Raw genomic sequence first — 26361 nt, 5'->3', positions numbered from 1 at the left:
CTTCGCCGCTTCGTTTCTAAGCTTTTCTCTCGCTTCGAATTATGGCTTTTGTAAATTTTTCAACAATGACCCTAAGTGAGCAGAATTAAGCCATCTTTTAAATAGTTTGTTCCGGCTCGTCATTAAGCGCTGTTCTGGCCTCATCGAGTTTTTTATTCCAGATGCTATTAGCTGGCATTTCTACACGAACGCTGACGAACTGATCTGACGGGATATCAATAGGCTCTCCGTCATTAATCCCGTCACGTTCATTCCTGGCAAAAGCAGGTGCTGAAGAATGTGTGCGGTGGTAGGTTTTCACCAACACAGAACCGTCAGCATTGACCTCAAAATCCAGCCAGATTAAAGGCTGCTTATTTCGATCAGTGGGTATTTCAAAGCCTCCATCTATACCACCCCAGGCGGCATCTGAATTCAATCCCATGCAGCCTTCAATGAGATATACCCCCTTGTCGATGCGCTGGACGGTTACCCCATCGGATTCTTCGTTAGTTTCTGCACTTCCATCCCCAAAAATATTTACTATGGGTGATGCCTTCTTGATGAACCCGTTTCCATCTACTGTGACGCTCTTACCAATCATACAAATTTCTGATGCGTTGCTGTACGCCCCGTTAACTACTGACTGGAAAAATGCTCTGCCGCTTGTGTCACCCATCCAGCGGGAAACAAATTGTGTGTTAGAAGGATAGGCCACATTAATGATTGTTCCCTGCTGGCTCCCAGGGAACCACGTCTGTGGCGAGTTAGTCGCAAGAAAAATAGCACGATCAAAGTATTGGTTGTAGTAATCGACCGTTTGGGCAAATCCAAAACCAAGAGTGCCAATTAGCGGAACTTCGCCTGTTGAGGTGCCAGTATTTTTTGTTGAGGCAGTTCCTAATTCGAGGTTTGTACGAGCATCAGCGGCATTCGTTGCCCCTGTCCCGCCCTGCGTAATCGGGGTCGCTCCATTGCTCCCTTTCTGAACCAGTTTACCGATGCTAGGGATGATTACGGCGGTGCCGTTGATAGTTACGGTGATGCTCTGATTGGCTGAGGTGGTGGCGAATGTCTCCCACGCGCCAATGTTCTCGTCATATTCTTTGATGAGCTGAGACATAGCCTGCGCCAGTCCATCAACCGAGATAATGTCCGACACAAGAATTCCATACTTCTGGCCGCTCAGTGCCGGGGAAGCGGCAGGCGTTACCCCCTCGCCCCATGTTGTCAGCAATGATTTAATCCATGCCGACTGAATACCTGTAAGAAGCATGCTTTTACCCAACCAGCTTTTACGCGGCGCACTCGCTGCTTTACCCAGCGCTTCAATATGATTACGGCGTTGACGTGGTGTCATCCTGTTCGCTCCTTACGCCAGAACGCCGAGCGCGTAGGCCCGGTCCAGCACTCTAATGATCATTTCCAGCTGCGAGCCATATTTGCGCTCCCTGATAATGATCTGCCCGTTCTCGCCCCAGAGCTTTGTTATCCTTGAATCCCATATATGCGTGTCGTCTTCGAAGAGCGCATCCATCAAAGACTTCATCAGGTTACCCATCGGGAGGATGTTGTAGACTGTCACGATCACCCCCATGCCCGGGAACGCATACTTTGCGCTGTCTTAGCTGAGGATTTTTGCTGAGGTAGTAATGCGCTGACTATCCAAAGACGAGGGTCAATATCGAGGCTTTTCTCGACGGGGACGCCTTTAGACTTGTAGCGAGCCACCAGTTCATTGGCTTCTTCGGTTGTCAGCCCGGTGTGAGTGAACCAGCTTTTCTTCATGCCGCCTCCTGCAGGAGTGACATCAAAAGAAAAATGCTGGCCCGTTGAGGGGTCAGTAGGCATTTATTCGGGTTTGGTGTTTGCGCCATGGTTTCTCTCCAGTGGCGCAGCAGGTATAGGGTGTTCAGGCCTATGACGGGAGTGTAACAGAATTCTTGGAAACGCGATAACCAGCCCGTTCAAGCATCTGCGTAAAGAGTGTCGGTGTTCCTACTATCTCATCATCCTGTAACGGCATAAATGATACTTCATCCCCACGTCTGTACATGAGCGCGCGACCACTATCAGGAAATGAGTGCAGTCGCGCAACGATAACCCCATCGTTGCATCTGATGACCGCATAGCCCTTGTTTGGTAATTCTTCTTTTTGTTCCACCAATCTCCCCTCCAAACTGGAAAATTTCAGCATGCTGTTTCAATAAAACCAGTCGTCTGCACTTTCCCAGGTCTGCTGGAGGATTTCCTCAACCTTTTTCTTCGCTTCTTTTTCGCCACCGTAAACACTTAACCAATCGGAACCTGAGCGACGCACAATCAGACTGCAGTTACCGAACTGACTCTGGATCCGTTTTAATAATTCTCTCTCAAGTGCCGGGACTGCACCCTCTGGAAGTTCTTTAGTACGATCAATGGTTAATTCAACTTTCATAAGCGCCTCCACTGCAAAAGCTGTATGTTTATACAGTACACTTATGGAGAAGTTTGATCAACGCCTTAACAGCACGAATTGTTAAAGTTTGATTATGTTGTTTACAAACAGGACAGTGGGCGTTAATGTCGAAGCAAGTATAATTCACCCAATAAATTCTTCATTAAATCAGCACCATATAACTAATCTTTAATGGAATCGACAAGCCATGACAATAGCCACTTCACCCAGACTCATTCTTCGTTCATTTAAAGAGAGTGATGCTTTAGCACTTCTGGATTATCTGTCTTCGCCACGTACTCCCTGTTTTCAGGACGAAACGCTCAACTCAGTTGAGGATGCCGTAGACGAAGTATGCAGAAGAGCAAATGATCCAAGCCAATTTGCTGTTTGCCTCAAAGACACCGACCTCGTGATTGGCCATCTGTTTGCAGAAAATAGTGGCGAACCAGATGCTAATACGTGGTCAGTAGGTTGGCACTTCAATCAGCGCTATGAAGGGTACGGGTATGCAACAGAATCAGTTGGGGCCCTGTTTAAATATTTGTTTAACGTGAAACAGGCAAGGCGTCTCTATGCGTACGTTGAAGACTACAACCTGTCCTCTCAAAGATTGTGCTCCCGCCTTGGTATGCGACAGGAGGGTTGCTTTAAAGAGTTTGTTTCATTTATTACGGATGAAGGCGAGGAAAGATATGACAATACATTTGTTTATGCCTTACTAAAAAAAGAATTTAAATCAACGATTTAATCTATATTTCAAGTGCTTATCACAGGATGTAATTTTTGGCTGTGCCATATAATTCCCCAGTGTGAAAGGAGCGGACATTCATTGTACTGGTTTGTTGAGCTCAAACAGGCAAACAATGCTGCCTGCTGCAGGTTATTTATTATTTTGCCAAATGTTTTCGCATCAGTGCATTTTCTAATGTAATTCCACGGCAAATAGGAAAACCTCTCTCCACTACATGAAAGCCGTGTCGTAGAAAGAACGCTTCCGCAGCCTTACTTACATTTGAAGTAAGCTCACTAGTTCCATGTTGCCTCGCTTCCTCATGAATGCAATTCATTAGTAACGTCCCTACCCCCTGTCCTGAATAGATTCCTGAGACATAAAAATGGTCAATGTACCCATTTGGTTGGAGATCTGCATATCCAGCTATTTCACCATCAAGCTCTACAACAAAAGGGCGTAGTTGCCTCATGTGATTGGCCCATTGTTCCAAGTCGATTTCTGCCGGGGCCCAAGCATCAATTTGTTCATGTGTGTAGTAGTCTGATGCGATGGTATGTACAGAAGAATAAAACACGTTAAATAATGGGATTTCATCCCCATTACGGAACCTTCTTATTTTCATAAAACCTCATTATGAAAGCTGCTTGTAGAACAATAGTACTTTTTGTGAAACAGGGTGTCATCTCCTCTCTCACAGTGGGCCCATTCCCAGTTAGCCAGTCCGTTCTGTGCCAGGAGCAGACAGTTACAAAATCTCTGTAAGTTCAAATTCCTCAAAGATAAGTTCCATTTCTTCAGAAAAAGTGCCTTCACGTTCAAAATAACGCTTATGACCTTCATTCCAATACTCCAGACTTAAATCGCCTTCACCTTCCTTACTGGCGAGTTCACTCGTCATTTCACTGAAGCGGATGACTTGCATCCTGAGAGTTCTAATCACGCACATTGGCTGTCCGGCTCCGTTAAGAATGATATTATAACTTCCAACGCAGGGAGCTTCGCCTCGTTCATACTCATGCTGAAAAGAAACTATCGAAGAGCATGTCGCTGTTTTACTCCCACTCAAAACCAGTTGTACGAGTTCGTCAGCAAGTTCTGGGCTGTCGCCAAATTGCCATGTCAGTGCACCGGGATAAATTTTTTTTAATTCTTCGAGCTTTGCCATTTTTAGCCTTTGTTAATTTGATTTGCTTAGAGGAAGAGACCCATTTCCAATCAATATGAACTATCTAATGCAAAAATTCACCGTTGTTCCATTACTGAGAGCTTCCGCTTCTCGCTCATAAGGGACAACCATACTCAAATCTCCCACATTGCAGGAGATTTGAGTATGAACACGTCACCGTGGAATAAAGACCGTATCATAGGCCAAAAAAGACCACTTCAGATATCTCATATCTGGGGGATTCGAATCCGGCTTGAACTGGAAGGTAAAACGCGTGATTTAGCTCTGTTCAATATGGCCTTAGACAGTAAGCTACGAGGCTGCGATCTGGTGAGCCTCAAAGTATCTGATGTTGCATATGGTAGCTCGGTTTCAAGCAGAGCTACGGTGCTGCAACAGAAAACCGGTAGCCCTGTGCAATTTGAGATAACCAAAGGGACAAGAGAAGCTGTTGCTGCATTGATAAAGCTTGGCAATTTGCACAGCAAAGACTTCTTGTTTCGGTCTCGGATCGGAACTAACCGGCACATATCAACCCGACAATACAGCCGAATTTTTCATGGGTGGGTAGAAAAGCTTGGTCTCGAATCTTCGCTTTACAGCACACATTCCATGAGAAGAACAAAACCTTACTTGATATACAAGAAATCCAAGAATCTCCGGGTGATCCAACTTCTGTTGGGCCATAAGAAACTGGAAAGCACAGTCCGTTATCTGGGCATCGAAGTCGATGATGCGTTAGAGATATCTGAATCGATTGAAGTCTAAGGTTATCAGGGCTGCAACAGCAGCCCTGTGCCAGAAGCGGACGTTGCTAACTAATCAGTTCGCTACTTGCCACAACCTCTACACGAACAGCTCAACGTTCTGGCTGAACTGGTAAAAAAAATAATAACCCGAGAATGATGAGACGTTAACGAGTGCTTAAGGTGCACCAGAACTTTTTACGGGTAAGCCTTCGGGCATATCTGGAAAAAGCTAATTCGTTAGAATCTAATAGATATGTATTAACATTGAGAATCTGGTATATATTAAACAAGTAGTAGTGCAAATAATTAATTGGAGGCGAGATTGCAACAAGTTTATCATGAATGTCGGCGAAGTATTGCATACGTAACGGTCCAGACATCGGAGGGTGATGAGTCTATAGGTACAGCTTTTCACATAGGCCAAGGCTACTTTATTACTGCCAAGCATGTGGTTTTTAACAACACAATAATCGAAGTCGGAATCACTCAGCCACATAACAAGATTGTTGAGTATCACGCGGCACCACTTTCAGAAGAAGAACGCCCCCAAATTTTAAAAGTATGTTTAGAACCCGTATTTTTAGAAAGTGACGTTGACGATGTGGCTGTTTTCAAAGTGGAAAAGTACGAATCCATACCTTCTATCTTGCTAAGTTCGACGCATGATATCCATCAGTCTGAGGATTTAGCATTACTGACGAATGTATTATGTGTTGGTTATCCACCTATCCCCATTACTGCGCATCCATTTCAAGTTGCTGTAAAATCCACAATTAGTTCGTTAATTATTATGCGAGGAAGTCAATATCTGAGTTATGTTATAGCAACAATGGCTAGAGGAGGATTCAGTGGAGGTCCAATTATCAATGACAGAGGAGAAGCAATAGGCGTAGTTACCGATAGTCTATGTCGTAACGATCAAGTAGTGGAAACGGGTTTTATGGCATGTATAAGCATATCAGCTGCTGCTGAGCTAGCTTTAAAATATGGGTGGGACCCAGATGACCATGAATACTATCGCGATATAGAATCATTAGCTACAATAAAGTTGGCATTAACCAATACTGCAAGATTAAATCCACATGCATTTGATCTTAAATTATCCGTTTATGATGACAACCGCGATGTTTTTATAGAAGTGTCTTGTTTTGATGAGAGTGTTCGAAATTTAGTTATAAGTTCATTTAGCGTGATTTGTCCGCTAAGTATAAATATGACGGAAGGATCTTCGCTAATAGCCACGCCAATCGATAATCCCCCTCCTATTTTGTTGAAGAGAGCTGCTGAAGCTGCACGAGATATGCTTTGTGCGTCTGGGTATTCATTGGTCAGACAAAGGTTTACAGATGGATATTTCTAACCCATGTTTAATTGATAATATTAGTGGATCCGCTTACGAACCTAATCGATCGAAATCGATTTATTGGCAGATTTGAGCCAAAAGCGGATAATTCAAAAATCGGAATATTGCAGTAAAAATTATTATATCTAAGCAATTTTTACTGCATGTGCTATGGCTGCTTTTCTTTCACAGCAGACTTTGTTGTGCTTTAGGCATTCTGCTTCGTGCCAGGAACGGACTTTTTTGACAGTTGTTGTTGTTAGTCAAAGAGTAGGTCTGCTTTAGTTTAAAATATTTAATATAGGATAAGTAATTACGCCATACTGACATGCATTGTATATTTTTTTTATAGCCGTTCCTGCAGAAACGCAGTGATAATTTCTCAGTCAATTACTTTAATATCACCATCACTTTCGACTTCCCATGGGATCCTGTAAGCTCTGAAATTCGGATGAAAAAAAAGTTGATAGATGATATTTCTACTCTCCTCGGAAAAAGTGCCATTTTTCACCTTTTCAAACTTTGGGCGAGATGATTTGTTTTTTTCGAAATCAAAATCTGCAAGAGTGCCGGAGATATAATCAGGAATGCGAATGAAGCTATCATAAAAATTATCCCCCTCCAGTTCAGGTTTAGGTAATAATAATTTCTCCGAAGAGTCCACTCCATTATTCCCACATAAAACATGATAGGTGGAGGCTACCTGCTCAAGCATGTAGTCGCCAATGATTTTATTTTTAAAGGTTAACATGCTATCCCGGTCTGATAACCACGAAATAATTTCCACATCAGCGGTCATGCTTATTTCTGCAAGGAGAAAGGCAGCCAACTGAGCAACTATTTCAATGTCCCTAAAAATTCGTAGATTTACCCCAGGCGAATTGATTAAGTCTTTAGCCTTGTTCAGCTCTAATATTCTTTTTTGATAATTTTCTTTTCCCTCAGGGGTAGATTTGCACCAATATTCCAGAAGGCGAATCATCGACTCCAACCGGTGCAAGTGATAACTTCTTTCATCACTGTGCATCCGCCTTTCTCGATCAAGAATAAATGAAATATTAAACACAGGGCCACTGCTCAGAAAAGTTATGAATTCATCACTGACTGATTTCACCTTTTTAATGTCTGCCGGAGCAATTGCATTTATGTAATCAGACATTTTGTTAAAATGTGCAAGATGTGGAAAAATAGAAAATGTCACTACGTCATTTTTCTTATCTTTATCATAAAATGCATAATCTGAAGAAATGATCCATTTTTTTACTTTACCAAATTCATTTATGAAATTGGTAAAAAATTCCTTTCCACTATGATTAAAACTATCATTAAAGCAAAGAACCGTGTAATGAATAGTTAAACCAATCGGTGCGTGTTCTAACTCGATGCCCTCAAGATCTTGCGGCTTCATAAATCGGGAAAAATCCATTATAAACTCAATTGTAAAGTATAGGCCATTTTATATCTTGAATATTATCAGTAATGCACAGCTTGGATCAATCAATGCTCCTAGTCACATAACAGATTAAGGCATGGCTAAGCTTAGCAACCATTTAGTGCGGAACTAACTGTTTAAGGTCCGCTGCTCGCTCATAGCCGGCGATAAGGCGAAATTAGTGAGCCCCCTTGGGACAAACGACACAGGGGTTAAATATCAAGGTAGGAAATAATGCATATCGAAATTTTCAGAATTGAAGGGCGAGCTTGTTTACTCATATCCCCCATCAGAATCTCTGTAGCGGAGCGACTGGCTTCCGCCATGGAAAACAGCGAAGTCGTTGCAGCTCTTGGTGCTTATTTCACACCCGTTGGCGAGGCACCAGTTGGTGAACTCGTTGGGCTCTATTTCTACTTTGATAACCTCGATACCGCTGCGTTCATAACGATCAATCATCTGATTGAAACGGATAAGCCAATCCCGGTAATCGTCAGGTAGAACCCACGAATCTGTCAGTAACTCTATGCAGGAATCATATTGGTCGCGGTTTTTGAACCAATAAACACTTATTGGACGGGTTGCCATTTTTATGTCCTTGCAGGCTGATTTCAGATTTCAGGATAGCACTGAGACTGAGGTGGTTAAAAGGCAGGCATTAACAGGAGAAGATCAACTATGACCGATTTCGCTAGAAAACCAGCACGGTGCCAGGCCGTACATCTACCCTATTTTTGGGTGGTAGTCCGCCGCATTTGCTACGCCCTCGCTCAAAAAGGCGATCCCAGCGCTTCATAAAGCACAAAACCCGCGCAAGGCGGGTTAAGTACCCGGTCAGCCGACCAAAGCTTTCCGGAATCGAGTTTTGACCAATGACCACTACCCAAGGCGGCAATCACTAGCTGCGGGTATCTTACAACCAAAATTAAGGCCCCGATATGGAATTCTTTCATTTAATCAAGGCAACACAGAAATCCGGCAAAGAAGATGCCGTTATCTGGTTCACTGCTAAATCAGAAGCGCGAGCCAATTTGCAGCTGGATGTTGAGCTGGAAGATGCTGGTATTGAAACTGGCCGGGGCAAGGATTATAGCAAGCCTGTCCGTACCGATTTTCCTGTTTACGACGACCTGCCGGAAGAAAGCACAGTAGATTACACCTGGTGCAAACGCTACGAACTGCAGGACGATGGACGCACCTGGCTGCCAAAGGCTGGAGCTGAGTCTACTGGAGCCGTGGACAACAACACTGCCGCTCAGGAAGCGACCACTACAGTTGAAACCACCGTCGAGAGTGTCCCACTTGAAAACCGCACTTCAGCAGTACGTTTTGCCGTTCACCTGACCAGCGACAAGTATCAATCACACATCACAAAAGAGCAGCAGCTGGCTGCCAGCGAAATGTCACTGGATGAAGGCAACACCTATCTTCAGAACCTGCTGCTGGCGAAGAGCAACATCCCTGAAGTTGCCGAACTTAGCCTGAACGCTGAGTGGAAACTCGTTCAGGCGATTAAGCAGGTATTCGCGCCAGATGAAGTCCACGAAACTGAAAATATCGCTGCATTCATGGCTGACTGGGCTACAGCAGATGACAGCGATCGCAACCAATTAGTGGAAGCCTGGCGCAGCGGCAAATTAACCCATGTGAAATCTGAAAGCACCAGCGACACCGGAGTTATAGCAGGTCAGGGTCTTGAACCTGATAACGGTATCCAGATTGACGAGAATGATGACGAGACCACACGTTATCCAGTCGTTAGCATGCCCTTTCGCAAGCAGCTACTCGCCCAGTTCACCTCCGACGAACTGCGCCACCACATTACACGCGATGAATACGAAGGTATCAGCGCGCTGGAGATGGACACTGACAATAGCTATGTCCAGAACCTGCTGCTGGCGGCAGAAAACTGCGAACAGGTTAAGGGTTACGACACCAAAGACCTGTGGCGCTATACCGACGCCATTCGCAAAGTGTTCAGCCAGGAAAAGCGTCACGAACTCGCTTTGGTTCTCCGATTCACCAGAATCTGGGCGGCGACTGATTACATAGACCGCGGCCTGCTGGTAAAAGAATGGGCCAAAGGCAATCGCATTGCAGAAATACAGCGTACTGAAAGCGGTACGAATGCTGGCGGAGGCAACAAGACCGACAGAAACCCTGACCTTAAACATGATCTCGACACTCTCGATTTAGAGATTGCGCTGGCCACGTTACCAATGGATTTCAACATTTATGATATCCCTGGTGGTGTTTTCCGTCGGGCAAAAGAGATCGTTAGTAAAAAAGAAAGTCCATTCAAAGAATGGTCTAGAGCTCTTCGCGCAACTCCGGGGATTTTGGACTACTCGCGTGCAGCTATCTTTGCACTTATCCGCAGCGCTCACCCAGAGCATTACCTGTATCCGGCACTTCTCAGCGGATTCATTAACGCGAACCTGACTGAAAGCGATCATTCTGCTCAATCAGACGAAACTCTTGCGGCTGCGCGACATAACCCTGAGGTGAGCTGGACAAACGAGATAGTGACTGATTCTGCTTTTGAAACTCGCGGCCAGAATGAAGGGGCACAAGTCGACGGCGGCACGCTGCCGGTTTTCGAAAAAGTTGGTAATGGTCTTTTTTCTATTGAAGGGCTGGCCACCAGCAAAGCTGTAATCGACCAACAAAATACCGCGGCGGAGTACGTTGATAATGTGCAGATGGAAGAAACTGGCAATGATGAAACACCGGACGGTGCTGCGTTATCAGAAGGCACTGAAGAAACTATCTCAAGCGCAAGCGCTACGGAAACTTATAGCAGCACAACTGCCATAAATAATGATTCCGGTCATCATAATCATATCGAGCCTGAAATGCTCTATAAACACCTTATGATCGACATTGAAGCTTTTGGTAAAAAAGCTGATTCACCAGTCGTATCTATCGGGGCCGTGTTCTTTGATCCATCAACAGGTAATACCGGTTCGGATTTTTACAAAGTGATTAGCCTGGAATCTGCCATGGCCAGCGGCGGAGTTCCGGATGCATCTACCATAATCTTCTGGCTCAAAGCTTCACCTGAAGCTCGTTCAGAGTTAGTGATGGATGATGCTATTCCGCTCGATGATGCATTACTGCAGCTAAATGAGTTTATAGGCGAGAATGCGGTTAACGGCCCTGATTCTGTTCAGGTCTGGGGTAATGGTGCCACTTATGACAATGTCCTGCTTGAGGCATCTTATGACCGGACGGGGATCCCCTGCCCATGGAAGTTCTGGAATAACCGGGATGTAAGAACTGTTGTCGAGTTGGGTAAAGCCGTTGGCTGCGAGCCTCGCTATGAGATCCCATTTGAGGGTGAACCTCACAAGGCTATTTCGGATGCTCTTCACCAGGTCAAATACGTGTCAGCAATCTGGCAGCGTCTGACAGAACACTGATTTTTTAATTTCAGAAAATGGCCCTGATATGGGCCATTATGAGGTAAATCACATGCTTCAAATGCTGACTTTAGAAGAATGGGCTGCGGAAAAATACCGGAGTAATCCTCCAAGTCTGAATACTTTACGTCGATATGCTAAAGAGAGCATGTTCACTCCCCCGGCCACCAAAGAAGGAAGATATTGGCGGGTAAGAGAAGATGCCGAGATTACAGGTAATTTAACCCAACCCGTTATTAAAAAATCTGATTCTCCTATGCTTCAAAGGATACTGTCTGATGGCTGCCCGACCACGTAAAAACAACGTTAAGATACCTAATCTTTATCCGCTCTACAGTCGTAAGGTAAATAAAATCTACTGGCGTTATAAGCATCCTGTTACTGGTAAATTTCACAGCCTCGGAACTAACGAGGCTGAAGCAACAGCAATAGCAATCGAAGCTAATGAGCGACTAGCTGAACAGCGCACCAGGCAGGTTTTGGCTCTCAGTGACAAGATCGCCACCAGCAAAGGAAAGGCGATAACAACAAATACGTGGTTAGATCGTTATTGGAAAATTCAGGATGAAAGACTGGAGAATGGTGATATCAAGCCGAACACTCATAAGCAAAAGGCTAAACCCGTCGCCCTACTTCGCGAGAGCGTAGGAATGAAATTGATATCAGCCGTCGATGTTCGGGATGTTGCCCAGATACTGGAGTCCTATGTTGCAGAGGGCCAGCCGCGAATGGCTCAGGTCATACGCTCAGTGTTAATAGATGTGTTCAAAGAAGCACAGCATTATGGCGAGGTACCGCCGGGTTATAACCCGGCTCTTGCTACAAAACAACCACGCCGGCGGATTACCCGACAACGTCTTAACCTCGACGAATGGCAAAAGATTTTCGAGATAGCTGATGCCCGCCATCAATACATGGGTAATGCAATGCTATTAGCCCTCGTTACTGGTCAGCGCCTCGGAGATATTTCTAACATGAAGTTTAGCGACATTTGGGATGACCATCTTCATGTCGTTCAGGAGAAGACGGGAAGTAAGCTAGCGATCCCTCTATCCCTGAGACTTAATGCGATTGACTGGAGTTTGAGGGATGTAGTTGCGCGTTGTCGTGACTATGCCGTGAGTCCATACCTTATACATTTCTTCCGGGCGACCTCAATGGCCGAACGAGGTGCACAGGTGAAGTCGAACACTATAACAATGAATTTCAGTAAGGCCCGTGATAAAGCGGAAATAAATTGGGGGGACGGTACGCCAGCAACGTTCCACGAACAACGATCTTTAGCAGAGCGCCTTTATGAAGCCCAGGGCATCGATACCCAAAAACTACTGGGACATAAATCGCCCAATCAGACAGCTAGGTATCATGATGACCGAGGTAAAGATTGGGTAAAGATATTATGACAAAGAATACAATATCAATGTAACTTACTCCCAGTTAAAAGGATGTAAGTTACATTTAGATAAACATAAATTACTATTATCGTTTCGACCTTGGTGGATAAAAGTCATGATTATTGTCTAAGAACACCACATAAAAGGTATTTTTATCATATAACATTCCTGTTGATTCATGCTTAACTCCATGATATTCGTCTGGCACCACAAACCCTACAAGTCTTTTGTTCTGGTCTAATCTGAAACGTCCCCAACGAGCTTGATGGGGGACGCTCTTAGGCATTGTAAATAGACTATGAGGAGGAAATGCATCATAAAAAGATAACAAGCCGTTTCTATTTTTTCCAATCCCAATTTGTTGCAACTGACCTAAAGAGCGCGAAGAATAATCAATAAGTTTATCAATGAACTCGCAAATATTCTCTAAAGACCAATCCGAGAATCGCCCAGAATGCTCTTGGTTGCTGTCGAAATAGGAGAAATTAAACTTACACCTTAATGAAAGATTACATTCACCAGAATCAAGGCTTGCAATATCTATGAAAGACTTTAAAAAGCGCTCTGCCCGAGCATTACCAAATTTCTTGGTCATATTTTCGGTACTCCGCCAATTTTACCCTGATTGTAAGCTGGTGAAATCAGTCTATCATTCCTAAGTATATCGCTTGGGATCTCATCGAGTCTATAGCAATAACTTTCTGTGTTTTCCTTGTTCACCAAATAGGTTCTATGTTTTCCTAAAAAATCAAGAATCTCAGTATTATGTGTGGTGAATATTAATTGTGCATTTTCTGCATTTGTATCTTCGTTTAAGAAAAACTCTAACAAGTGAGGTAGAATATGAGGGTGTAGATTTATATCAAACTCATCTAAAACTAAAAAACCACCCAAAACAAGTACAGCTTTATAACTTCCAAGTTGTTTGTAAAGCGACTTTGTGCCACTTGATTGCTGATTCAAGCTAAGAATATCTTTTTCATTATCAAATTCAAACAAGAACCAGGGCCGATATACGTCCTTTCCTTCTTCATCTGTCTTTTTAGTTATATAAATATCTTTAATAGAAGGATCAAACCTCTTAATTATTTCTTTAGCAAAAGAGAAAGCTTCGTCATTTTCGTAGTAGAATTTATTTACAAACTCTAACTCATGAGTATGAGGAAGCAAACCAGTATAAGACACATTAGAAATAACATTATTAAATTTTGCGTGAATATTCTTGATGCTTTTTACATCATATTGCATTGCCATGCTGAATAATGAAACATTTTTCCTCATTTTTATAGTTTTAAGTTCATCGAACTCTTTAATTGCATATGTCACAACATCATTAATTCTTTCAATCGCTTTTACTTCTCTCTTATTTTTTTTAAAAAGCGTTTCGCGCTTAACCTCCGTTTCCGTCAAATCAGCTTCGTAGCGATAAATAGTACCACCTAAAATAAAAGTCACATAAAACTCAGTAACTTCTTTGCTTGTAAAATAGGGATCAAACATTAAATAACCATCGACCTTGTTATTAAAAGATGAGCTAACAAAGTTAGATATGAAATTGATGGCTTTCAATATATTTGTCTTACCAGAACCATTTGCTCCTTTGACACACAGGATATTAGATACACTTTTCCCTTTGGATATTTTGGAGGGACAAGTTTTGCCTAATTCGAATGAAATATCAAACCCTTCTTTAAAACTAAAAAAATTTTTTGCTCCAAAATTTATAATCATAAACCCACCTCATTTTTTCTAGATTACAAGATACCACACAATCCTTACAATGGGAAGATAATGCCAGAATTGACATAATATTGAGCTAAGCGATCAGAGATGGGAAGGGTGTGCGAAACAGGTATCTTTAATTTCAGTACTTTTACGTAACCAATTGGCTGAGAATCACCGGAATTTTGATAATTTTTTTTGATAAACTTTTGATAAATGTTCGAAAACTAATAATAAAAACGGGAACCAAGTGGTTCCCGTTCTTTACTAACCCAGCGAGTGGATTACATGTTCGCGATAATCGCGTCGCCAAACTCTGAGCATTTCAACAGCTTAGCGCCTTCCATCAGACGTTCGAAGTCATAGGTGACGGTTTTCGCGTTGATCGCGCCTTCCATACCTTTAACGATCAGGTCTGCGGCTTCGAACCATTCCATATGACGCAGCATCATCTCTGCGGACAGGATGATAGAGCCTGGGTTCACTTTGTCCTGACCCGCGTATTTTGGTGCAGTGCCGTGGGTCGCTTCGAACAGGGCGCACTCGTCACCGATGTTCGCGCCAGGGGCGATACCGATACCGCCAACCTGTGCTGCCAGGGCGTCAGAGATGTAGTCACCGTTCAGGTTCATACAGGCAATTACGTCGTATTCTGCAGGACGCAGCAGGATCTGCTGCAGGAACGCATCGGCGATCACATCTTTAATGATGATCTCTTTGCCGGTGTTCGGGTTCTTAATTTTCTGCCATGGGCCACCGTCGATCAGCTCACCACCGAACTCTTCTTTCGCCAACTGGTAACCCCAGTCTTTGAACGCGCCTTCGGTGAACTTCATGATGTTGCCTTTGTGAACCAGGGTCACAGAGTCACGGTCGTTGGTGATCGCGTATTCGATAGCCGCACGCACCAGACGTTTAGTACCCTCTTCAGAGCATGGCTTGATGCCGATACCGCAATGCTCAGGGAAGCGAATTTTCTTCACGCCCATCTCTTCGCGCAGGAATTTAATCACTTTTTCTGCGTCAGCAGAGTCCGCTTTCCATTCGATACCCGCGTAGATGTCTTCTGAGTTTTCGCGGAAGATAACCATATCGGTCAGTTCAGGGTGCTTAACCGGGCTTGGGGTGCCCTGATAGTAACGAACCGGACGCAGACACACGTACAGGTCCAGCTCCTGACGCAGTGCCACGTTCAGGGAACGGATACCGCCGCCAACTGGCGTCGTCAGTGGGCCTTTAATAGCAACGCGGTAGTCGCGGATCAGATCCAGCGTTTCTGCTGGCAGCCAGACGTCCTGGCCATAAACTTGAGTAGATTTCTCACCGGTGTAAATTTCCATCCAGGAAATTTTACGCTCGCCTTTGTAGGCTTTCTCAACAGCGGCATCAACCACTTTCAGCATCGCCGGGGTAACGTCTACACCGATACCGTCACCTTCGATGAACGGGATAATCGGATTGTGAGGAACGTTAATCTTGCCGTTTTGCAGGGTGATCTTTTTACCTTCCGCCGGAACAACTACTTTGCTTTCCATTAACCTCTCCTTCGAGCGCTTCTGGTTGTTACTGATCTTATGTTAATAAATTGTAATGAGCCCTTCGATAGTACCTGATTGTCCTGCGCCATGAAAGGTCTTCGTTATTAGGCTATAATGCGGCAATTGATAACGCCTGAAAATACCATGAAGAAAACTTCTTTTACAAAACACCGGGTTGAGCGATTCAGCTCGCGACAAGCCGTCAGAAGACCGCAGGAAACCCAGCCGAAGCGGGTTATTTTGTTCAATAAACCCTACGATGTTTTGCCTCAGTTTACCGATGAAGCCGGACGCAGCACGCTGAAGGATTATATCCCTGTTCAGGGCGTCTACGCGGCCGGGCGCCTGGACCGCGACAGCGAAGGCCTTCTGGTCTTAACCAACGACGGCGCGTTGCAGGCGAAGCTCACGCAGCCGGGCAAACGCACCGGCAAAATTTACTTCGTCCAGGTGGAAGGCGAGCCGGATGACGCGACGCTGGCAGCGCTACGCAGCGGCGTGACGTTGAACGACGGCCCAACCCTGCCGGCGGGTATTGAACGCGTGAATGAACCGGAGTGGCTTTGGCCGCGCAACCCGCCGATTCGCGAACGCAAATCCATTCCAACAAGCTGGCTCAAAATCACCCTTTATGAAGGCCGCAACCGCCAGGTTCGGCGCATGACCGCACACGTCGGCTTCCCTACCCTGCGTCTGATTCGCTACGCCATGGGCAGCTACACCCTGGAAACGCTGGCAAACGGCGAATGGCGCGACGTTACCCCTTAAGGAGTCACTATGTTTAAACCTCATGTCACGGTTGCCTGCGTGGTCCACGCCCGGGGTAAATTCCTTGTTGTCGAAGAGAGCATTAACGGCAAAGCGCTGTGGAACCAGCCTGCCGGACACCTTGAAGCCAATGAGACCCTGCTGCAGGCAGCGAAACGCGAGCTGTGGGAAGAGACCGGTATTCACGCTGAGCCTCAGCACCTCATCCGCATGCATCAGTGGATCGCACCTGACCACACGCCCTTCCTGCGCTTTTTATTCGCCGTTGAGCTTAGCGAAACGTGCGCCACAGAGCCGCAGGACGACGATATCGACCGCTGTCTGTGGGTCACTGCCGACGAGATCCTGAACGCGCCAAACCTGCGCTCGCCGCTGGTTGCGGAAAGCATTCGCTGCTGGCAGTCAGGCGCACGCCTGCCGCTGGATGTTATCGGCGCATTTAACTGGCCGTTTACAGAGGGTGCCAATGGTGGGGGGGCGTGATAGAATACGCCGCCTTGAAGTTCAATGTCGTGAGTATTCCATGTCAGATAACAGCCAGAAAAAAGTGATCGTCGGCATGTCCGGCGGTGTCGATTCCTCCGTTTCCGCCTACCTGTTACAGCAACAGGGCTATAAGGTGGAGGGCCTGTTCATGAAGAACTGGGAGGAAGATGATGGCGAGGAATACTGCACCGCCGCAGCGGATCTCGCCGACGCGCAGGCCGTATGCGATAAGCTCGGCATTGAGCTGCACACCGTTAACTTTGCCGCAGAATACTGGGATAACGTTTTTGAACTCTTCCTCGAAGAGTACAAAGCGGGCCGCACGCCGAACCCAGATATTCTGTGCAACAAAGAGATCAAATTTAAGGCCTTCCTGGAATTCGCCGCAGAAGATTTGGGCGCAGACTATATTGCGACCGGTCACTACGTGCGCCGTGCAGACGTGAATGGCAAAAGCCAGCTGCTGCGCGGTCTGGACGGCAACAAAGATCAAAGCTATTTCCTCTATACGCTGAGCCACGAGCAGATCGCCCAGAGCCTGTTCCCGGTCGGCGAGCTGGAAAAGCCGCAGGTGCGTAAAATCGCCGAAGAGCTGGACCTGATCACCGCGAAGAAAAAAGACTCTACCGGCATCTGCTTCATCGGCGAGCGTAAATTCCGCGATTTCCTGGGGCGCTACCTGCCCGCACAGCCGGGTAAAATTGTCACCGTCGACGGGGAAGAGATTGGCCAGCACCAGGGGCTGATGTACCACACCTTAGGCCAGCGTAAAGGCCTGGGTATCGGCGGGACGAAAGAAGGTAGCGAAGATCCGTGGTACGTCGTCGACAAAGATGTCGAAAACAATATTCTGGTTGTTGCTCAGGGTCACGACCATCCGCGTCTGATGTCCGTTGGCCTGATCGCGCAGCAGCTGCACTGGGTCGATCGTGAGCCGCTGAAAGGCACGCTGCGCTGCACGGTGAAAACCCGCTACCGTCAGACCGATATTCCTTGCACCGTTACCGCGCTCGATGACGATCGCATTGACGTGCGTTTCGACGAGCCGGTCGCCGCCGTCACCCCGGGTCAGTCTGCTGTCTTCTACAGCGGCGAAATCTGTCTGGGCGGCGGGATCATTGAACAGCGCCTGCCGCTGCCTGCTGTTTAATACGATTCACACATAAAGGAGACCGTGTGGCGAAGAACTACTATGACATCACCCTGGCGCTGGCGGGAATTTGCCAGTCAGCCCGTCTGGTGCAACAGCTGGCGCATCAGGGTCATTGCGACGCTGACGCCCTGCACGTTTCGCTGAACAGCGTTATCGATCTCAACCCCGGCTCGACCCTGGGCGTGTTCGGCGGCAGTGAAACCAATCTTCGTCTCGGTCTTGAAACTCTGCTGGGCGTGCTTAACGCCAGCAGCCGTCAGGGATTAAACGCGGAGCTGACCCGCTACACGTTGAGCCTGATGGTGCTGGAACGTAAGCTGAACGCCGCAAAAGGCGCAATGAATACGCTGGGCGATCGCATTGCCGGGCTGCAGCGTCAGCTCGATCATTTTGACCTGCAGTCGGAAACGCTGCTGAGCGCTATGGCCAGCATTTATGTTGACGTCATCAGCCCGCTGGGCCCGCGTATTCAGGTCACCGGATCCCCTGCCGTGCTGCAAAGTCCGCAGGTACAGGCAAAAGTGCGCGCGTCCCTGCTGGCAGGTATCCGCGCCGCCGTGCTGTGGCACCAGGTGGGCGGTGGCCGCCTGCAGTTAATGTTTTCTCGTAATCGCCTGACCACTCAGGCAAAACAAATTCTTGCTCATTGTTAACCTCCCGGAGTTGCGAATTATGGAATTATCCTCACTGACCGCCGTATCCCCTGTCGATGGACGCTACGGCGATAAAGTCAGCGCGCTGCGCGGGATCTTCAGCGAATATGGTTTGCTGAAGTTCCGTGTTCAGGTTGAAGTACGCTGGCTGCAGAAGCTGGCCGCCCAGGCAGCAATCAAGGAAGTTCCTGCTTTTGACGAAAAGGCAAACGATTACCTTGATAAAATCGTTGCCGAGTTTAGCGAACAAGACGCCGCGCGCATTAAAACCATCGAACGCACCACCAACCACGACGTGAAAGCGGTTGAGTACTTCCTGAAAGAGAAAGTGGAAAGCGTCCCTGCGCTGCACGCCGTGTCTGAGTTCATTCACTTCGCCTGTACCTCTGAAGACATCAACAACCTCTCTCACGCGCTGATGCTCTCCACCGCGCGTAAAGAGGTGGTGCTGCCTTACTGGCGTAAAATCATCGACGCGGTAAAAGCGCTGTCCGTGGAATACCGCGACATTCCGCTGCTCTCCCGTACCCACGGCCAGCCAGCCACCCCATCCACGATGGGTAAAGAGATGGCGAACGTCGCGTACCGCATGGAGCGCCAGTATCGTCAGCTGGAGCAGATTGAGATCCTCGGCAAAATCAACGGCGCGGTCGGTAACTATAACGCCCACATCGCCGCTTATCCGGAAGTGGACTGGCACCAGTTCAGCGAAGAGTTCGTGACCTCTCTGGGCATTCAGTGGAACCCGTACACCACGCAGATTGAGCCGCACGACTATATCGCCGAACTGTTTGACTGCATCGCCCGCTTCAACACCATCCTGATCGACTTCGATCGTGACGTGTGGGGCTACATCGCCCTGAACCACTTCAAGCAGAAAACCATCGCCGGTGAAATCGGCTCTTCCACCATGCCGCACAAGGTAAACCCAATCGACTTCGAAAACTCCGAAGGCAACCTGGGACTGGCGAACGCCGTGCTGCAGCATATGGCGAGCAAACTGCCGGTATCCCGCTGGCAGCGCGACCTGACCGACTCCACCGTACTGCGTAACCTGGGCGTGGGCATTGGCTACGCGCTAATCGCGTATCAGTCCACCCTGAAAGGCGTGAGCAAACTGGAAGTGAACCGTGACCGTCTGCTGGACGAGCTGGACCACAACTGGGAAGTGCTGGCGGAGCCAATCCAGACCGTGATGCGCCGTTACGGTATCGAAAAACCGTACGAGAAGCTGAAAGAGCTGACCCGCGGAAAACGCGTTGACGCCGAAGGCATGAAGCAGTTTATCGACGGTCTGGCGCTGCCGGAAGAAGAGAAAACGCGCCTGAAGGCGATGACCCCGGCGAACTACATTGGCCGCGCCATCACTATGGTCGACGAGCTGAAGTAACGCCCCTCTCCCCCTTTTCGCCCGAAAAGGGGGATGCTTTTCCCCGGTTTACTCAATGTTTATCCCCACAACAACATAATCAGCGTTAGACTGCTTAGCGAAAACTACAAACAACATCAAAACAACAACTTATATATTTTTCAGCAGCTTACAACAATTACAGTGCAGACATTATCGGACAATAATGGTCATTTTATCGCCCCAAATCATGCCCCCAGCACGATTTTGCCCCCAGATTTGCCCCCAAAATTCACGCTTTTGCGTAGCTTCTTACAGTTTCGTAACACACCGCTTTACACCTCTCTACCTGATCAGCATAATCGCCACGAATCCGTTTGTAAGACTTAACCAGCGCGCTGATTTTTCTCCCTGCCCTATACTTTCAGTCTGACATCCGACTGGAGGTTTCTATGTGTGGACGTTTTGCACAAGCCCAAACCCGTGAAGAATATCTTTCTTACCTGGCCGATGAAGCCGATCGTGATATCGCATATGACCCAGAGCCTATTGGTCGGTACAATGTGGCGCCCGGTACAAAAGTCCTGCTGTTGAGCGAACGCGACGAGCAGCTGCACCTCGATCCAGTGCTCTGGGGTTACGCGCCCGGGTGGTGGGATAAGCCGCCCCTGATTAACGCGCGTGTTGAAACTGCGGCCACCAGCCGAATGTTTAAGTCTCTCTGGCAGCATGGGAGGGCGATCTGCTTTGCAGATGGTTGGTTTGAGTGGAAGAAAGATGGTGATAAAAAACAGCCCTACTTCATCCACCGCGCAGACAACCAGCCTATTTTCATGGCGGCGATCGGCTGCACACCGTTTGAACGGGGTGATGAAGCTGAAGGCTTTCTGATTGTAACGTCTGCAGCTGATAAAGGCCTGATCGACATTCACGACCGACGGCCACTGGTTCTGTCGACGGCAGCAGCACACGAATGGATGCGCCAGGATATAGGCGGGAAAGAAGCAGAAGAAATAGCGGCCGACGGTGCCGTGCCAGCCGACAAGTTTATATGGCACGCTGTGTCGCGTGCAGTGGGTAATCCAAATAATCAAGGGCAATTCTTAATAGAACCGCTCTCAACTTAAGGATGATTAAAGTTTATTCTATAACCCAATAAAATTATAAATCTTATATTTTATTATTTTCCAGTTTGCATTGAAGCGAGGCGATTTCATTATCAATGACATTAAAACCTTTATCGATGGCCTCTTTTAACTCCGCATCGATCGCTTTGATGCCTTGTGCATAGTCAATCATGACCTCAACTTTTTTATCATGCAACCTTTCATACATTTCTTTGTCTTTATTATTCTCAGCCATGCCGAATAATATTTTTTCATACTCCTCAATAAGTTGATTATTGCCTTTATAGGACTGTATCAGAGAGCGAGCATAAGTATATATGTTTATTATCGAATCCCTTGCATCGTCACTAAGCTTTGCTATAAATTTGGCATTTTGCTCATAAAATGTAAAATTATCATCACCAATAGGAAACCCTAAATTCAAAGCCTGACCCGGAACAATATTGTCTACATGAATCCGCATTCTTTTGTTATATAAATCAAATAATGTTACCAACTCGCCTTTAATGCCCTTCAATACAGATAATTGCAACTCCAGCGCTTCTTTTTCAGCTTCTGTCCTTGTTATTCTGGCTTCACGGTCAACCCCTTTAAGAGTAAACATCCCGCCAATAATCGCACCTATTAATGCCGTAATAAAAGATGAGATTGATTCAAAATTCTTATCAAAAATGACAATAATTTCCTTTAAAATCATCATGTTAACCCACCTCAAAAATCGAAAATTAGATACATACATTTCATGCAAGGCATCAATATAACAACATTTCGCATACTTGGCAGGCGCTTTCTTTAAAGCCAATAAAATCATTTAAGGATTAATGAATATTTTCCACAACCTTACCTGACTATAAGTAGATCAGAGAATCTGGTCGTATACCGAGGGGATAGCATTTCACGCTTCATCTGCCACTGCTGCTGTATGCCCTGCCCAGCAAAATAAAGCGTGCCTTTTCCATCTTTAGCGTTCAGGTGATCGAGCACTTCCATCAACCTTTCGCTACCTGCTCGTGGTGCGTTTTCGTCAAATAAGTTTAGCTGGGCCACGCCTTGGCTGAAGAAGTCACCCAGCATAATGCCAGCTTTCTGGTACCGGTAGCCATCCTTCCAGATCTTGTCCAGGCACTTTACCGCGGCGTTGATAATGTCGCGGGAATCCTGAGTGGGGGTGAGAAGCTTCATGGACGCACTGTTACCGTAATACGGCTCGTTAAGCGCAAAGGGAGAGGTTTTCACGAACGCAGAGATAAAGCGGCAATACTGGTGCTCACCACGAAGCTTTTCGGCGCCACGCGCCGCATAGCTGCAAATGGCCTGGCGCATCTGTTCGTACTCGGTGACGCGTTCGCCGAAAGACCTGCTGCAGACAATTTCCTGCTTTGCAGGTGCAAACTCTTCCAGATCGAGGCATGGCTCGCCACGCAGCTCCCTGACCGTTCGCTCAAGTACCACGTTAAAGTGTTTACGGATAATCCAGGTACTTTGTTCTGAGAGGCCCAGAGCCGTTTTGATGCCCATGGCGTTAAGCTTCTTGCTGATACGCCTACCGACGCCCCACACATCCTCTACTGGTACCAGAGCCAACAACCGACGTTGCCGATCGATATTCGACAAATCGACCACCCCGCCCGTCTGCCTCTGCCATTTCTTAGCGGCGTGATTTGCGAGCTTAGCGAGGGTTTTAGTCTGCGCGATGCCAACACCGACAGTCAGGTGCGTACGCTTCAGAACCTTCGCGCGTATCTCTTTGCCAAACTCCGTCAAGTCCCGGCAATTGCGAACCCCTGTCAGGTCGCAAAAAGCTTCGTCAATACTGTAAATTTCGACGCGGGGGCTCATTTCCTCAAGCGTCGTCATTACCCTGTTGGACATGTCAGCGTAAAGCTCGTAATTGCTGCTGAAGCAAACCACGCCAGCGCGCCGGAACAACTCTCTTTGCTTGAAGAAAGGCTCCCCCATTGTAATTCCAGCGGCCTTGGCCTCGGCGCTGCGCGCGATTACGCAGCCATCATTGTTCGAGAGAACAACAACCGGACGCCCTCTCAGATCTGGCCTGAACACCGTCTCGCATGATGCGTAGAATGAATTCACATCACAGAGCGCAAACATGGTCAGCTCGCAGATTTAACGATGAAAGTCACGACACCGAACACATCGAGCGTGTCCTCGCTACCGACGATGATCGGTGAGTAAGCGCTGTTCATCGGTATTAGCTGGACTGTCGGGCGTAGCTGCAGGCGCTTAACTGTAAATTCCCCTTCTACCGCGGCGATAACGATATCTCCATGCTCAGCATTGCGGGAACTATCCACCACCAGCAGATCGCCGTCGCTGATCCCAGCCTCAATCATCGAGTCGCCTGCAGCCTTGACGAAATATGTCGAGCTGGGATGAGCAACAAGAAGCTCATTAAGATCAATGCGTTGTTCTACATAATCAGCCGCTGGGCTTGGGAAACCACACTGGACTAAGTCGCTGAAAAGCGGAAGCGCGATAATTTCTCGCAGTTCAGCAGGTCTGATAAATTCCATTACACATACCTCATATACTGTTTTTATATACAGTAGCTTTCTCTTTGAGGGTGCGCAATACGCCAGATCCCCTATGACTGTCTAAAAATTCGCCGCTTCGTTTCTAAGTTTCTGTGACGGTTCGAATTATTGATTTCGTAAATTATTCAATGGTAGATTTAAGAGAACAAAATTACGCCGACGTTGCATGTTACAGGAATGAACCGCATAGCACGTGAGTTAACATTAGTCAGAAACAACAGCCCGCTATTGCACATGGCGTGGCTGCTCAGTTAGCATAAAATGAGGAAGGGGCTTCACTAGAATTTGAGACTTATGTTAACAACAACATATCAAGAAGAGTTGATGATCAAAGGATATGCAAAAAAATGATTAATTCACAACAAGTGCAGTTCATTAGTAAAGCACTTTACATAACAACATTTACGCTTTTATTGGTAGTGCTGCCTTGTGCATTTATCCATGAAAAAACTTCGCGCGTAATATTTTATTGGTGCGGGTATTTATCGCTAGCAGGTTTATTACTCAACTTAATCAAAAAAGAAGAGAAAATAAATTGCAACAGGATTGCTTTTTCTTTTTTGATGCTATCTGTTCTTTTCTTGGGATGGTCATTGTTATCTGGGTTTTTATCAGGAGAAACATCATCTGAATTGTTATATACACCAGGAAAAAGATGGCTTATAGCAGCAATAATTTCTCTCTTTATCTTAAACGGTAAGGATAAGCTAAAGAAATTCCCCAGCGCTACGATCATAGTATCAGTGATGACTTTGGCTTTCATTATTGCAAGCACTTATGGGATCTTGCAAGGAATGAACAGCGATACGCGCATTCTTCTTGGCATTAATAGAGCAACTCTGACGGCATATGCTTTCAGTGCATTTTCATTAGCTTTTTCAGCGATCATAGCAGCTACCATTACAACTAAAAAGAAGTATCTATTTCAATTAATCGTTCTTATAATTTCCACTTATATCATTTTCTTAACTCAAACAAGAACGGCCATGCTTATCCATCCTTTGCTCGGCTTGCTGTTGCTTCTTTCATGGATGTGGCGAGATAAGTTACTTAATTTCAAGACGCTGATTCTTTCAATTTTGTCGTTGGTAGTAGTTGCTTCCTTAAATTCCAAAATAATAATTAATCGTCTCGATTCCACCATGATTGAAATAAGGGAGTACAATCTTGGAAATGACCATACCTCTTTGGGAGCCAGATTCAGCATGTGGAAACTTGGAGCCATGGCTTTTGCTAAATCACCTTTTGGACAAAGTGAGACTCATCGAAATAATGAAATAAAAAATTTTTTGAAAAATGCTAACGAGAAATCAGAGGCAGCAGGTTATCTAACAGTGCATTTACATAATGAATTTATTCAGTACGCATCAATTTTTGGTATTCTCGGCATACTTGTATTGTTTATTTTTTTCTTTATGTTGATTTTTAAAAGTAGCCACCCTGCTATAATTGGGCCAGTTGGCATACCTACCTTAGCAGTTTTATTCTATGGTTCCACAGATGTATTGTTGACATCAATAGAATTGATAGTTATTTTTTCCACTACAATTATTCTTTCAAGTATGGCAAATGATTATTGGCAAGGAGCTTCTAAATAATGAAAATATATATTATTAATCTGGAAGGCGATACTGAACGAAGGGAATCAATGGAATCCCAAGCAAAGCGTCTAATGCTTGATTACGAGTTAATTCCAGCTGTAAACGGAAAATGTATTCCAAAAAATGTGTTTTCTCTTTTGAAAAGAGAACATAGCTACGCGGTGACTCCTGGGGAAATTGGATGTTCCCTGAGCCATTTGACAGTTTATAAAGCACTTGATGCCTCCAAAGATGAGTGCGCGCTGGTGCTTGAGGATGACATTTACTTACCTGAAGATATTTCTGTTTTCCTTGATGAAATTGAGTTATCAATCCCAAAAAACATTCCATATGTTTACTTGCTTTCTAAAGTTAACCATTACAACAATAAAAGCATTTTAAAATTAGCTAACGGACATTCTGTTCATGATGTTTATAATGCAGCCTTTTCTCATGCTTATATTATAAATAAAGCCGCCGCTCGCATTCTTTGCAAAAAATTATTCCCTATTTGGTGCGTAGCCGATCAGTGGCAAACATTTAAAGAATTCGGCTTTATTAATTTACGTGGGGTTATACCTGAATACATCAACACCAACCCAGTTTATGAGAGTGTAACCACCATCGGCAATCGGAATGACGATATAACCAAGAAAAAAAAGGATGAAGCATGGAAGGCTATTTATTCAAGCCGTTCTTTTAAAGTCAAAATAGCTAAAGCTTGCACCCTTCTTTTCCATCGTCCATTTCAGAAAATAATCAAGCAGTGATTTTCCAA

At 45.9% G+C, this 26361-nt stretch carries 27 protein-coding genes and 1 pseudogene; 15 read left to right on the top strand and 13 right to left on the bottom strand.

Going from position 1 to position 26361, the window contains the following annotated elements; all coding sequences use genetic code 11:
* Positions 1-97 precede the first annotated feature (97 nt).
* The 4 genes and pseudogenes from SPG90_RS04525 to SPG90_RS04510 all read right to left on the bottom strand — a co-directional run bounded on the left by SPG90_RS04525 (position 98) and on the right by SPG90_RS04510 (position 2416).
* Positions 98-1339: a phage tail protein gene (locus SPG90_RS04525; RefSeq protein WP_322407980.1), complete on the bottom strand. Its 1242-nt coding sequence runs from the start codon at positions 1337-1339 to the stop codon at positions 98-100.
* Positions 1340-1351: 12 nt separating this feature from the next.
* A pseudogene (locus tag SPG90_RS04520) lies at positions 1352-1534 on the bottom strand (hypothetical protein); the annotation flags it as partial.
* A gap of 32 nt (positions 1535-1566) precedes the next feature.
* The gene (locus tag SPG90_RS04515) at positions 1567-1767 is read right to left on the bottom strand and encodes a hypothetical protein (RefSeq protein ID WP_047174588.1); all 201 of its coding nucleotides are present in this window, start codon (positions 1765-1767) and stop codon (positions 1567-1569) included.
* Between the two features lie 415 nt (positions 1768-2182).
* Complete coding sequence (locus tag SPG90_RS04510) at positions 2183-2416, bottom strand: DinI-like family protein (RefSeq protein WP_322407979.1); 234 nt, start codon at positions 2414-2416, stop codon at positions 2183-2185.
* Positions 2417-2624: 208 nt separating this feature from the next.
* Here SPG90_RS04510 and SPG90_RS04505 point away from each other — a divergent pair, with 208 nt between their 5' ends.
* Positions 2625-3167, top strand: coding sequence for a GNAT family N-acetyltransferase (locus SPG90_RS04505; RefSeq protein WP_322407978.1), 543 nt, complete (start codon positions 2625-2627; stop codon positions 3165-3167).
* 139 nt (positions 3168-3306) lie between these two features.
* Here SPG90_RS04505 and SPG90_RS04500 read toward each other — a convergent pair whose 3' ends face one another.
* Together SPG90_RS04500 and SPG90_RS04495 are read right to left on the bottom strand one after the other, a co-directional pair.
* Positions 3307-3774: a GNAT family N-acetyltransferase gene (locus SPG90_RS04500; protein WP_045350068.1), complete on the bottom strand. Its 468-nt coding sequence runs from the start codon at positions 3772-3774 to the stop codon at positions 3307-3309.
* Positions 3775-3897: 123 nt separating this feature from the next.
* Positions 3898-4317: an ASCH domain-containing protein gene (locus SPG90_RS04495; RefSeq protein ID WP_126303413.1), complete on the bottom strand. Its 420-nt coding sequence runs from the start codon at positions 4315-4317 to the stop codon at positions 3898-3900.
* Positions 4318-4482: 165 nt separating this feature from the next.
* Between SPG90_RS04495 and SPG90_RS04490 the strand changes: the two genes are divergently transcribed.
* Complete coding sequence (locus SPG90_RS04490; protein ID WP_322407977.1) at positions 4483-5085, top strand: site-specific integrase; 603 nt, start codon at positions 4483-4485, stop codon at positions 5083-5085.
* Positions 5086-5388: 303 nt separating this feature from the next.
* Positions 5389-6426 (top strand): S1 family peptidase, encoded by a 1038-nt coding sequence (locus SPG90_RS04485; protein WP_322407976.1) that lies wholly within the window; start codon positions 5389-5391, stop codon positions 6424-6426.
* A 364-nt stretch (positions 6427-6790) separates the two neighbouring features.
* On the opposite strand, the gene SPG90_RS04480 is transcribed toward SPG90_RS04485, so the two are convergent.
* Entirely contained in the window at positions 6791-7816 is a 1026-nt protein-coding gene (locus SPG90_RS04480) for a hypothetical protein (RefSeq protein ID WP_322407975.1), read from the bottom strand.
* A 258-nt stretch (positions 7817-8074) separates the two neighbouring features.
* Here SPG90_RS04480 and SPG90_RS04475 point away from each other — a divergent pair, with 258 nt between their 5' ends.
* From SPG90_RS04475 to SPG90_RS04460, 4 genes are all read left to right on the top strand, one after another.
* A complete protein-coding gene (locus SPG90_RS04475; protein ID WP_157986882.1) occupies positions 8075-8341 on the top strand; it encodes a hypothetical protein in 267 nt (88 codons plus the stop codon).
* A gap of 437 nt (positions 8342-8778) precedes the next feature.
* Entirely contained in the window at positions 8779-11262 is a 2484-nt protein-coding gene (locus SPG90_RS04470; protein ID WP_322407974.1) for an exonuclease, read from the top strand.
* 52 nt (positions 11263-11314) lie between these two features.
* Positions 11315-11560, top strand: coding sequence for an excisionase (locus SPG90_RS04465; protein WP_071785721.1), 246 nt, complete (start codon positions 11315-11317; stop codon positions 11558-11560).
* Positions 11541-12665 (top strand): site-specific integrase, encoded by a 1125-nt coding sequence (locus tag SPG90_RS04460; RefSeq protein WP_322407973.1) that lies wholly within the window; start codon positions 11541-11543, stop codon positions 12663-12665. The genes SPG90_RS04465 and SPG90_RS04460 overlap by 20 nt, the downstream gene beginning before the upstream one ends.
* Positions 12666-12741: 76 nt before the next feature.
* On the opposite strand, the gene SPG90_RS04455 is transcribed toward SPG90_RS04460, so the two are convergent.
* The 3 genes from SPG90_RS04455 to icd form a co-directional block, all read right to left on the bottom strand.
* Complete coding sequence (locus SPG90_RS04455; RefSeq protein WP_322407972.1) at positions 12742-13251, bottom strand: hypothetical protein; 510 nt, start codon at positions 13249-13251, stop codon at positions 12742-12744.
* Complete coding sequence (locus SPG90_RS04450) at positions 13248-14387, bottom strand: AAA family ATPase (RefSeq protein ID WP_322407971.1); 1140 nt, start codon at positions 14385-14387, stop codon at positions 13248-13250. The genes SPG90_RS04455 and SPG90_RS04450 overlap by 4 nt, the downstream gene beginning before the upstream one ends.
* Positions 14388-14662: 275 nt before the next feature.
* The gene (icd, locus tag SPG90_RS04445) at positions 14663-15913 is read right to left on the bottom strand and encodes an NADP-dependent isocitrate dehydrogenase (protein ID WP_008500752.1); all 1251 of its coding nucleotides are present in this window, start codon (positions 15911-15913) and stop codon (positions 14663-14665) included.
* A gap of 117 nt (positions 15914-16030) precedes the next feature.
* Between icd and rluE the strand changes: the two genes are divergently transcribed.
* The 6 genes from rluE (at position 16031) to SPG90_RS04415 (ending at position 21451) form a co-directional block, all read left to right on the top strand.
* Positions 16031-16684 (top strand): 23S rRNA pseudouridine(2457) synthase RluE, encoded by a 654-nt coding sequence (gene rluE, locus SPG90_RS04440; protein WP_126304606.1) that lies wholly within the window; start codon positions 16031-16033, stop codon positions 16682-16684.
* A 9-nt stretch (positions 16685-16693) separates the two neighbouring features.
* The gene (locus tag SPG90_RS04435) at positions 16694-17167 is read left to right on the top strand and encodes an NUDIX hydrolase (RefSeq protein WP_045358066.1); all 474 of its coding nucleotides are present in this window, start codon (positions 16694-16696) and stop codon (positions 17165-17167) included.
* 40 nt (positions 17168-17207) lie between these two features.
* On the top strand, positions 17208-18320 hold the full coding sequence (mnmA, locus tag SPG90_RS04430) for a tRNA 2-thiouridine(34) synthase MnmA (protein ID WP_021241033.1): 1113 nt from the start codon (positions 17208-17210) through the stop codon (positions 18318-18320).
* 26 nt (positions 18321-18346) lie between these two features.
* Positions 18347-18976: a high frequency lysogenization protein HflD gene (hflD, locus tag SPG90_RS04425; protein ID WP_322407969.1), complete on the top strand. Its 630-nt coding sequence runs from the start codon at positions 18347-18349 to the stop codon at positions 18974-18976.
* Positions 18977-18995: 19 nt separating this feature from the next.
* Positions 18996-20366, top strand: a complete 1371-nt coding sequence (gene purB, locus SPG90_RS04420; RefSeq protein WP_044596802.1) for an adenylosuccinate lyase — start codon at positions 18996-18998, stop codon at positions 20364-20366.
* Between the two features lie 410 nt (positions 20367-20776).
* Positions 20777-21451: an SOS response-associated peptidase gene (locus tag SPG90_RS04415; protein WP_222563477.1), complete on the top strand. Its 675-nt coding sequence runs from the start codon at positions 20777-20779 to the stop codon at positions 21449-21451.
* 43 nt (positions 21452-21494) lie between these two features.
* Here the strand turns inward: SPG90_RS04415 and SPG90_RS04410 are convergent, their stop codons facing one another.
* From SPG90_RS04410 to SPG90_RS04400, 3 genes are all read right to left on the bottom strand, one after another.
* Entirely contained in the window at positions 21495-22151 is a 657-nt protein-coding gene (locus tag SPG90_RS04410; RefSeq protein WP_252039297.1) for a hypothetical protein, read from the bottom strand.
* A 140-nt stretch (positions 22152-22291) separates the two neighbouring features.
* Entirely contained in the window at positions 22292-23560 is a 1269-nt protein-coding gene (locus tag SPG90_RS04405; protein ID WP_322407968.1) for a Y-family DNA polymerase, read from the bottom strand.
* A 2-nt stretch (positions 23561-23562) separates the two neighbouring features.
* On the bottom strand, positions 23563-23982 hold the full coding sequence (locus tag SPG90_RS04400) for a translesion error-prone DNA polymerase V autoproteolytic subunit (protein WP_032637749.1): 420 nt from the start codon (positions 23980-23982) through the stop codon (positions 23563-23565).
* A gap of 368 nt (positions 23983-24350) precedes the next feature.
* On the opposite strand from SPG90_RS04400, the gene SPG90_RS04395 reads away from it, so the two are divergent.
* A complete protein-coding gene (locus tag SPG90_RS04395) occupies positions 24351-25601 on the top strand; it encodes an O-antigen ligase family protein (protein ID WP_222563479.1) in 1251 nt (416 codons plus the stop codon).
* On the top strand, positions 25601-26353 hold the full coding sequence (locus SPG90_RS04390; RefSeq protein WP_322407967.1) for a glycosyltransferase family 25 protein: 753 nt from the start codon (positions 25601-25603) through the stop codon (positions 26351-26353). The genes SPG90_RS04395 and SPG90_RS04390 overlap by 1 nt, the downstream gene beginning before the upstream one ends.
* Positions 26354-26361 lie beyond the last annotated feature (8 nt).

Origin of the sequence: Enterobacter sp. D2 (genome assembly GCF_034427575.1) — a bacterium.
GTDB classification, from domain to species: domain Bacteria; phylum Pseudomonadota; class Gammaproteobacteria; order Enterobacterales; family Enterobacteriaceae; genus Enterobacter; species Enterobacter cloacae_M.
This window is presented reverse-complemented; position numbering and strand designations above follow the sequence as displayed.

Excerpts from the sequence above, each read along its gene's own strand:
- SPG90_RS04525 (WP_322407980.1), bottom strand. The coding sequence starts at position 1,339 with ATGACACCACGTCAACGCCGTAATCATATTGAAGCGCTGGGTAAAGCA.
- SPG90_RS04515 (WP_047174588.1), bottom strand. The coding sequence starts at position 1,767 with ATGAAGAAAAGCTGGTTCACTCACACCGGGCTGACAACCGAAGAAGCC.
- SPG90_RS04510 (WP_322407979.1), bottom strand. The coding sequence starts at position 2,416 with ATGAAAGTTGAATTAACCATTGATCGTACTAAAGAACTTCCAGAGGGT.
- SPG90_RS04505 (WP_322407978.1), top strand. The coding sequence starts at position 2,625 with ATGACAATAGCCACTTCACCCAGACTCATTCTTCGTTCATTTAAAGAG.
- SPG90_RS04500 (WP_045350068.1), bottom strand. The coding sequence starts at position 3,774 with ATGAAAATAAGAAGGTTCCGTAATGGGGATGAAATCCCATTATTTAAC.
- SPG90_RS04495 (WP_126303413.1), bottom strand. The coding sequence starts at position 4,317 with ATGGCAAAGCTCGAAGAATTAAAAAAAATTTATCCCGGTGCACTGACA.
- SPG90_RS04490 (WP_322407977.1), top strand. The coding sequence starts at position 4,483 with ATGAACACGTCACCGTGGAATAAAGACCGTATCATAGGCCAAAAAAGA.
- SPG90_RS04480 (WP_322407975.1), bottom strand. The coding sequence starts at position 7,816 with ATGAAGCCGCAAGATCTTGAGGGCATCGAGTTAGAACACGCACCGATT.
- SPG90_RS04475 (WP_157986882.1), top strand. The coding sequence starts at position 8,075 with ATGCATATCGAAATTTTCAGAATTGAAGGGCGAGCTTGTTTACTCATA.
- SPG90_RS04470 (WP_322407974.1), top strand. The coding sequence starts at position 8,779 with ATGGAATTCTTTCATTTAATCAAGGCAACACAGAAATCCGGCAAAGAA.
- SPG90_RS04465 (WP_071785721.1), top strand. The coding sequence starts at position 11,315 with ATGCTTCAAATGCTGACTTTAGAAGAATGGGCTGCGGAAAAATACCGG.
- SPG90_RS04460 (WP_322407973.1), top strand. The coding sequence starts at position 11,541 with ATGGCTGCCCGACCACGTAAAAACAACGTTAAGATACCTAATCTTTAT.
- SPG90_RS04455 (WP_322407972.1), bottom strand. The coding sequence starts at position 13,251 with ATGACCAAGAAATTTGGTAATGCTCGGGCAGAGCGCTTTTTAAAGTCT.
- SPG90_RS04450 (WP_322407971.1), bottom strand. The coding sequence starts at position 14,387 with ATGATTATAAATTTTGGAGCAAAAAATTTTTTTAGTTTTAAAGAAGGG.
- icd (WP_008500752.1), bottom strand. The coding sequence starts at position 15,913 with ATGGAAAGCAAAGTAGTTGTTCCGGCGGAAGGTAAAAAGATCACCCTG.
- rluE (WP_126304606.1), top strand. The coding sequence starts at position 16,031 with ATGCGGCAATTGATAACGCCTGAAAATACCATGAAGAAAACTTCTTTT.
- SPG90_RS04435 (WP_045358066.1), top strand. The coding sequence starts at position 16,694 with ATGTTTAAACCTCATGTCACGGTTGCCTGCGTGGTCCACGCCCGGGGT.
- mnmA (WP_021241033.1), top strand. The coding sequence starts at position 17,208 with ATGTCAGATAACAGCCAGAAAAAAGTGATCGTCGGCATGTCCGGCGGT.
- purB (WP_044596802.1), top strand. The coding sequence starts at position 18,996 with ATGGAATTATCCTCACTGACCGCCGTATCCCCTGTCGATGGACGCTAC.
- SPG90_RS04415 (WP_222563477.1), top strand. The coding sequence starts at position 20,777 with ATGTGTGGACGTTTTGCACAAGCCCAAACCCGTGAAGAATATCTTTCT.
- SPG90_RS04410 (WP_252039297.1), bottom strand. The coding sequence starts at position 22,151 with ATGATGATTTTAAAGGAAATTATTGTCATTTTTGATAAGAATTTTGAA.
- SPG90_RS04405 (WP_322407968.1), bottom strand. The coding sequence starts at position 23,560 with ATGTTTGCGCTCTGTGATGTGAATTCATTCTACGCATCATGCGAGACG.
- SPG90_RS04400 (WP_032637749.1), bottom strand. The coding sequence starts at position 23,982 with ATGGAATTTATCAGACCTGCTGAACTGCGAGAAATTATCGCGCTTCCG.
- SPG90_RS04395 (WP_222563479.1), top strand. The coding sequence starts at position 24,351 with ATGATTAATTCACAACAAGTGCAGTTCATTAGTAAAGCACTTTACATA.
- SPG90_RS04390 (WP_322407967.1), top strand. The coding sequence starts at position 25,601 with ATGAAAATATATATTATTAATCTGGAAGGCGATACTGAACGAAGGGAA.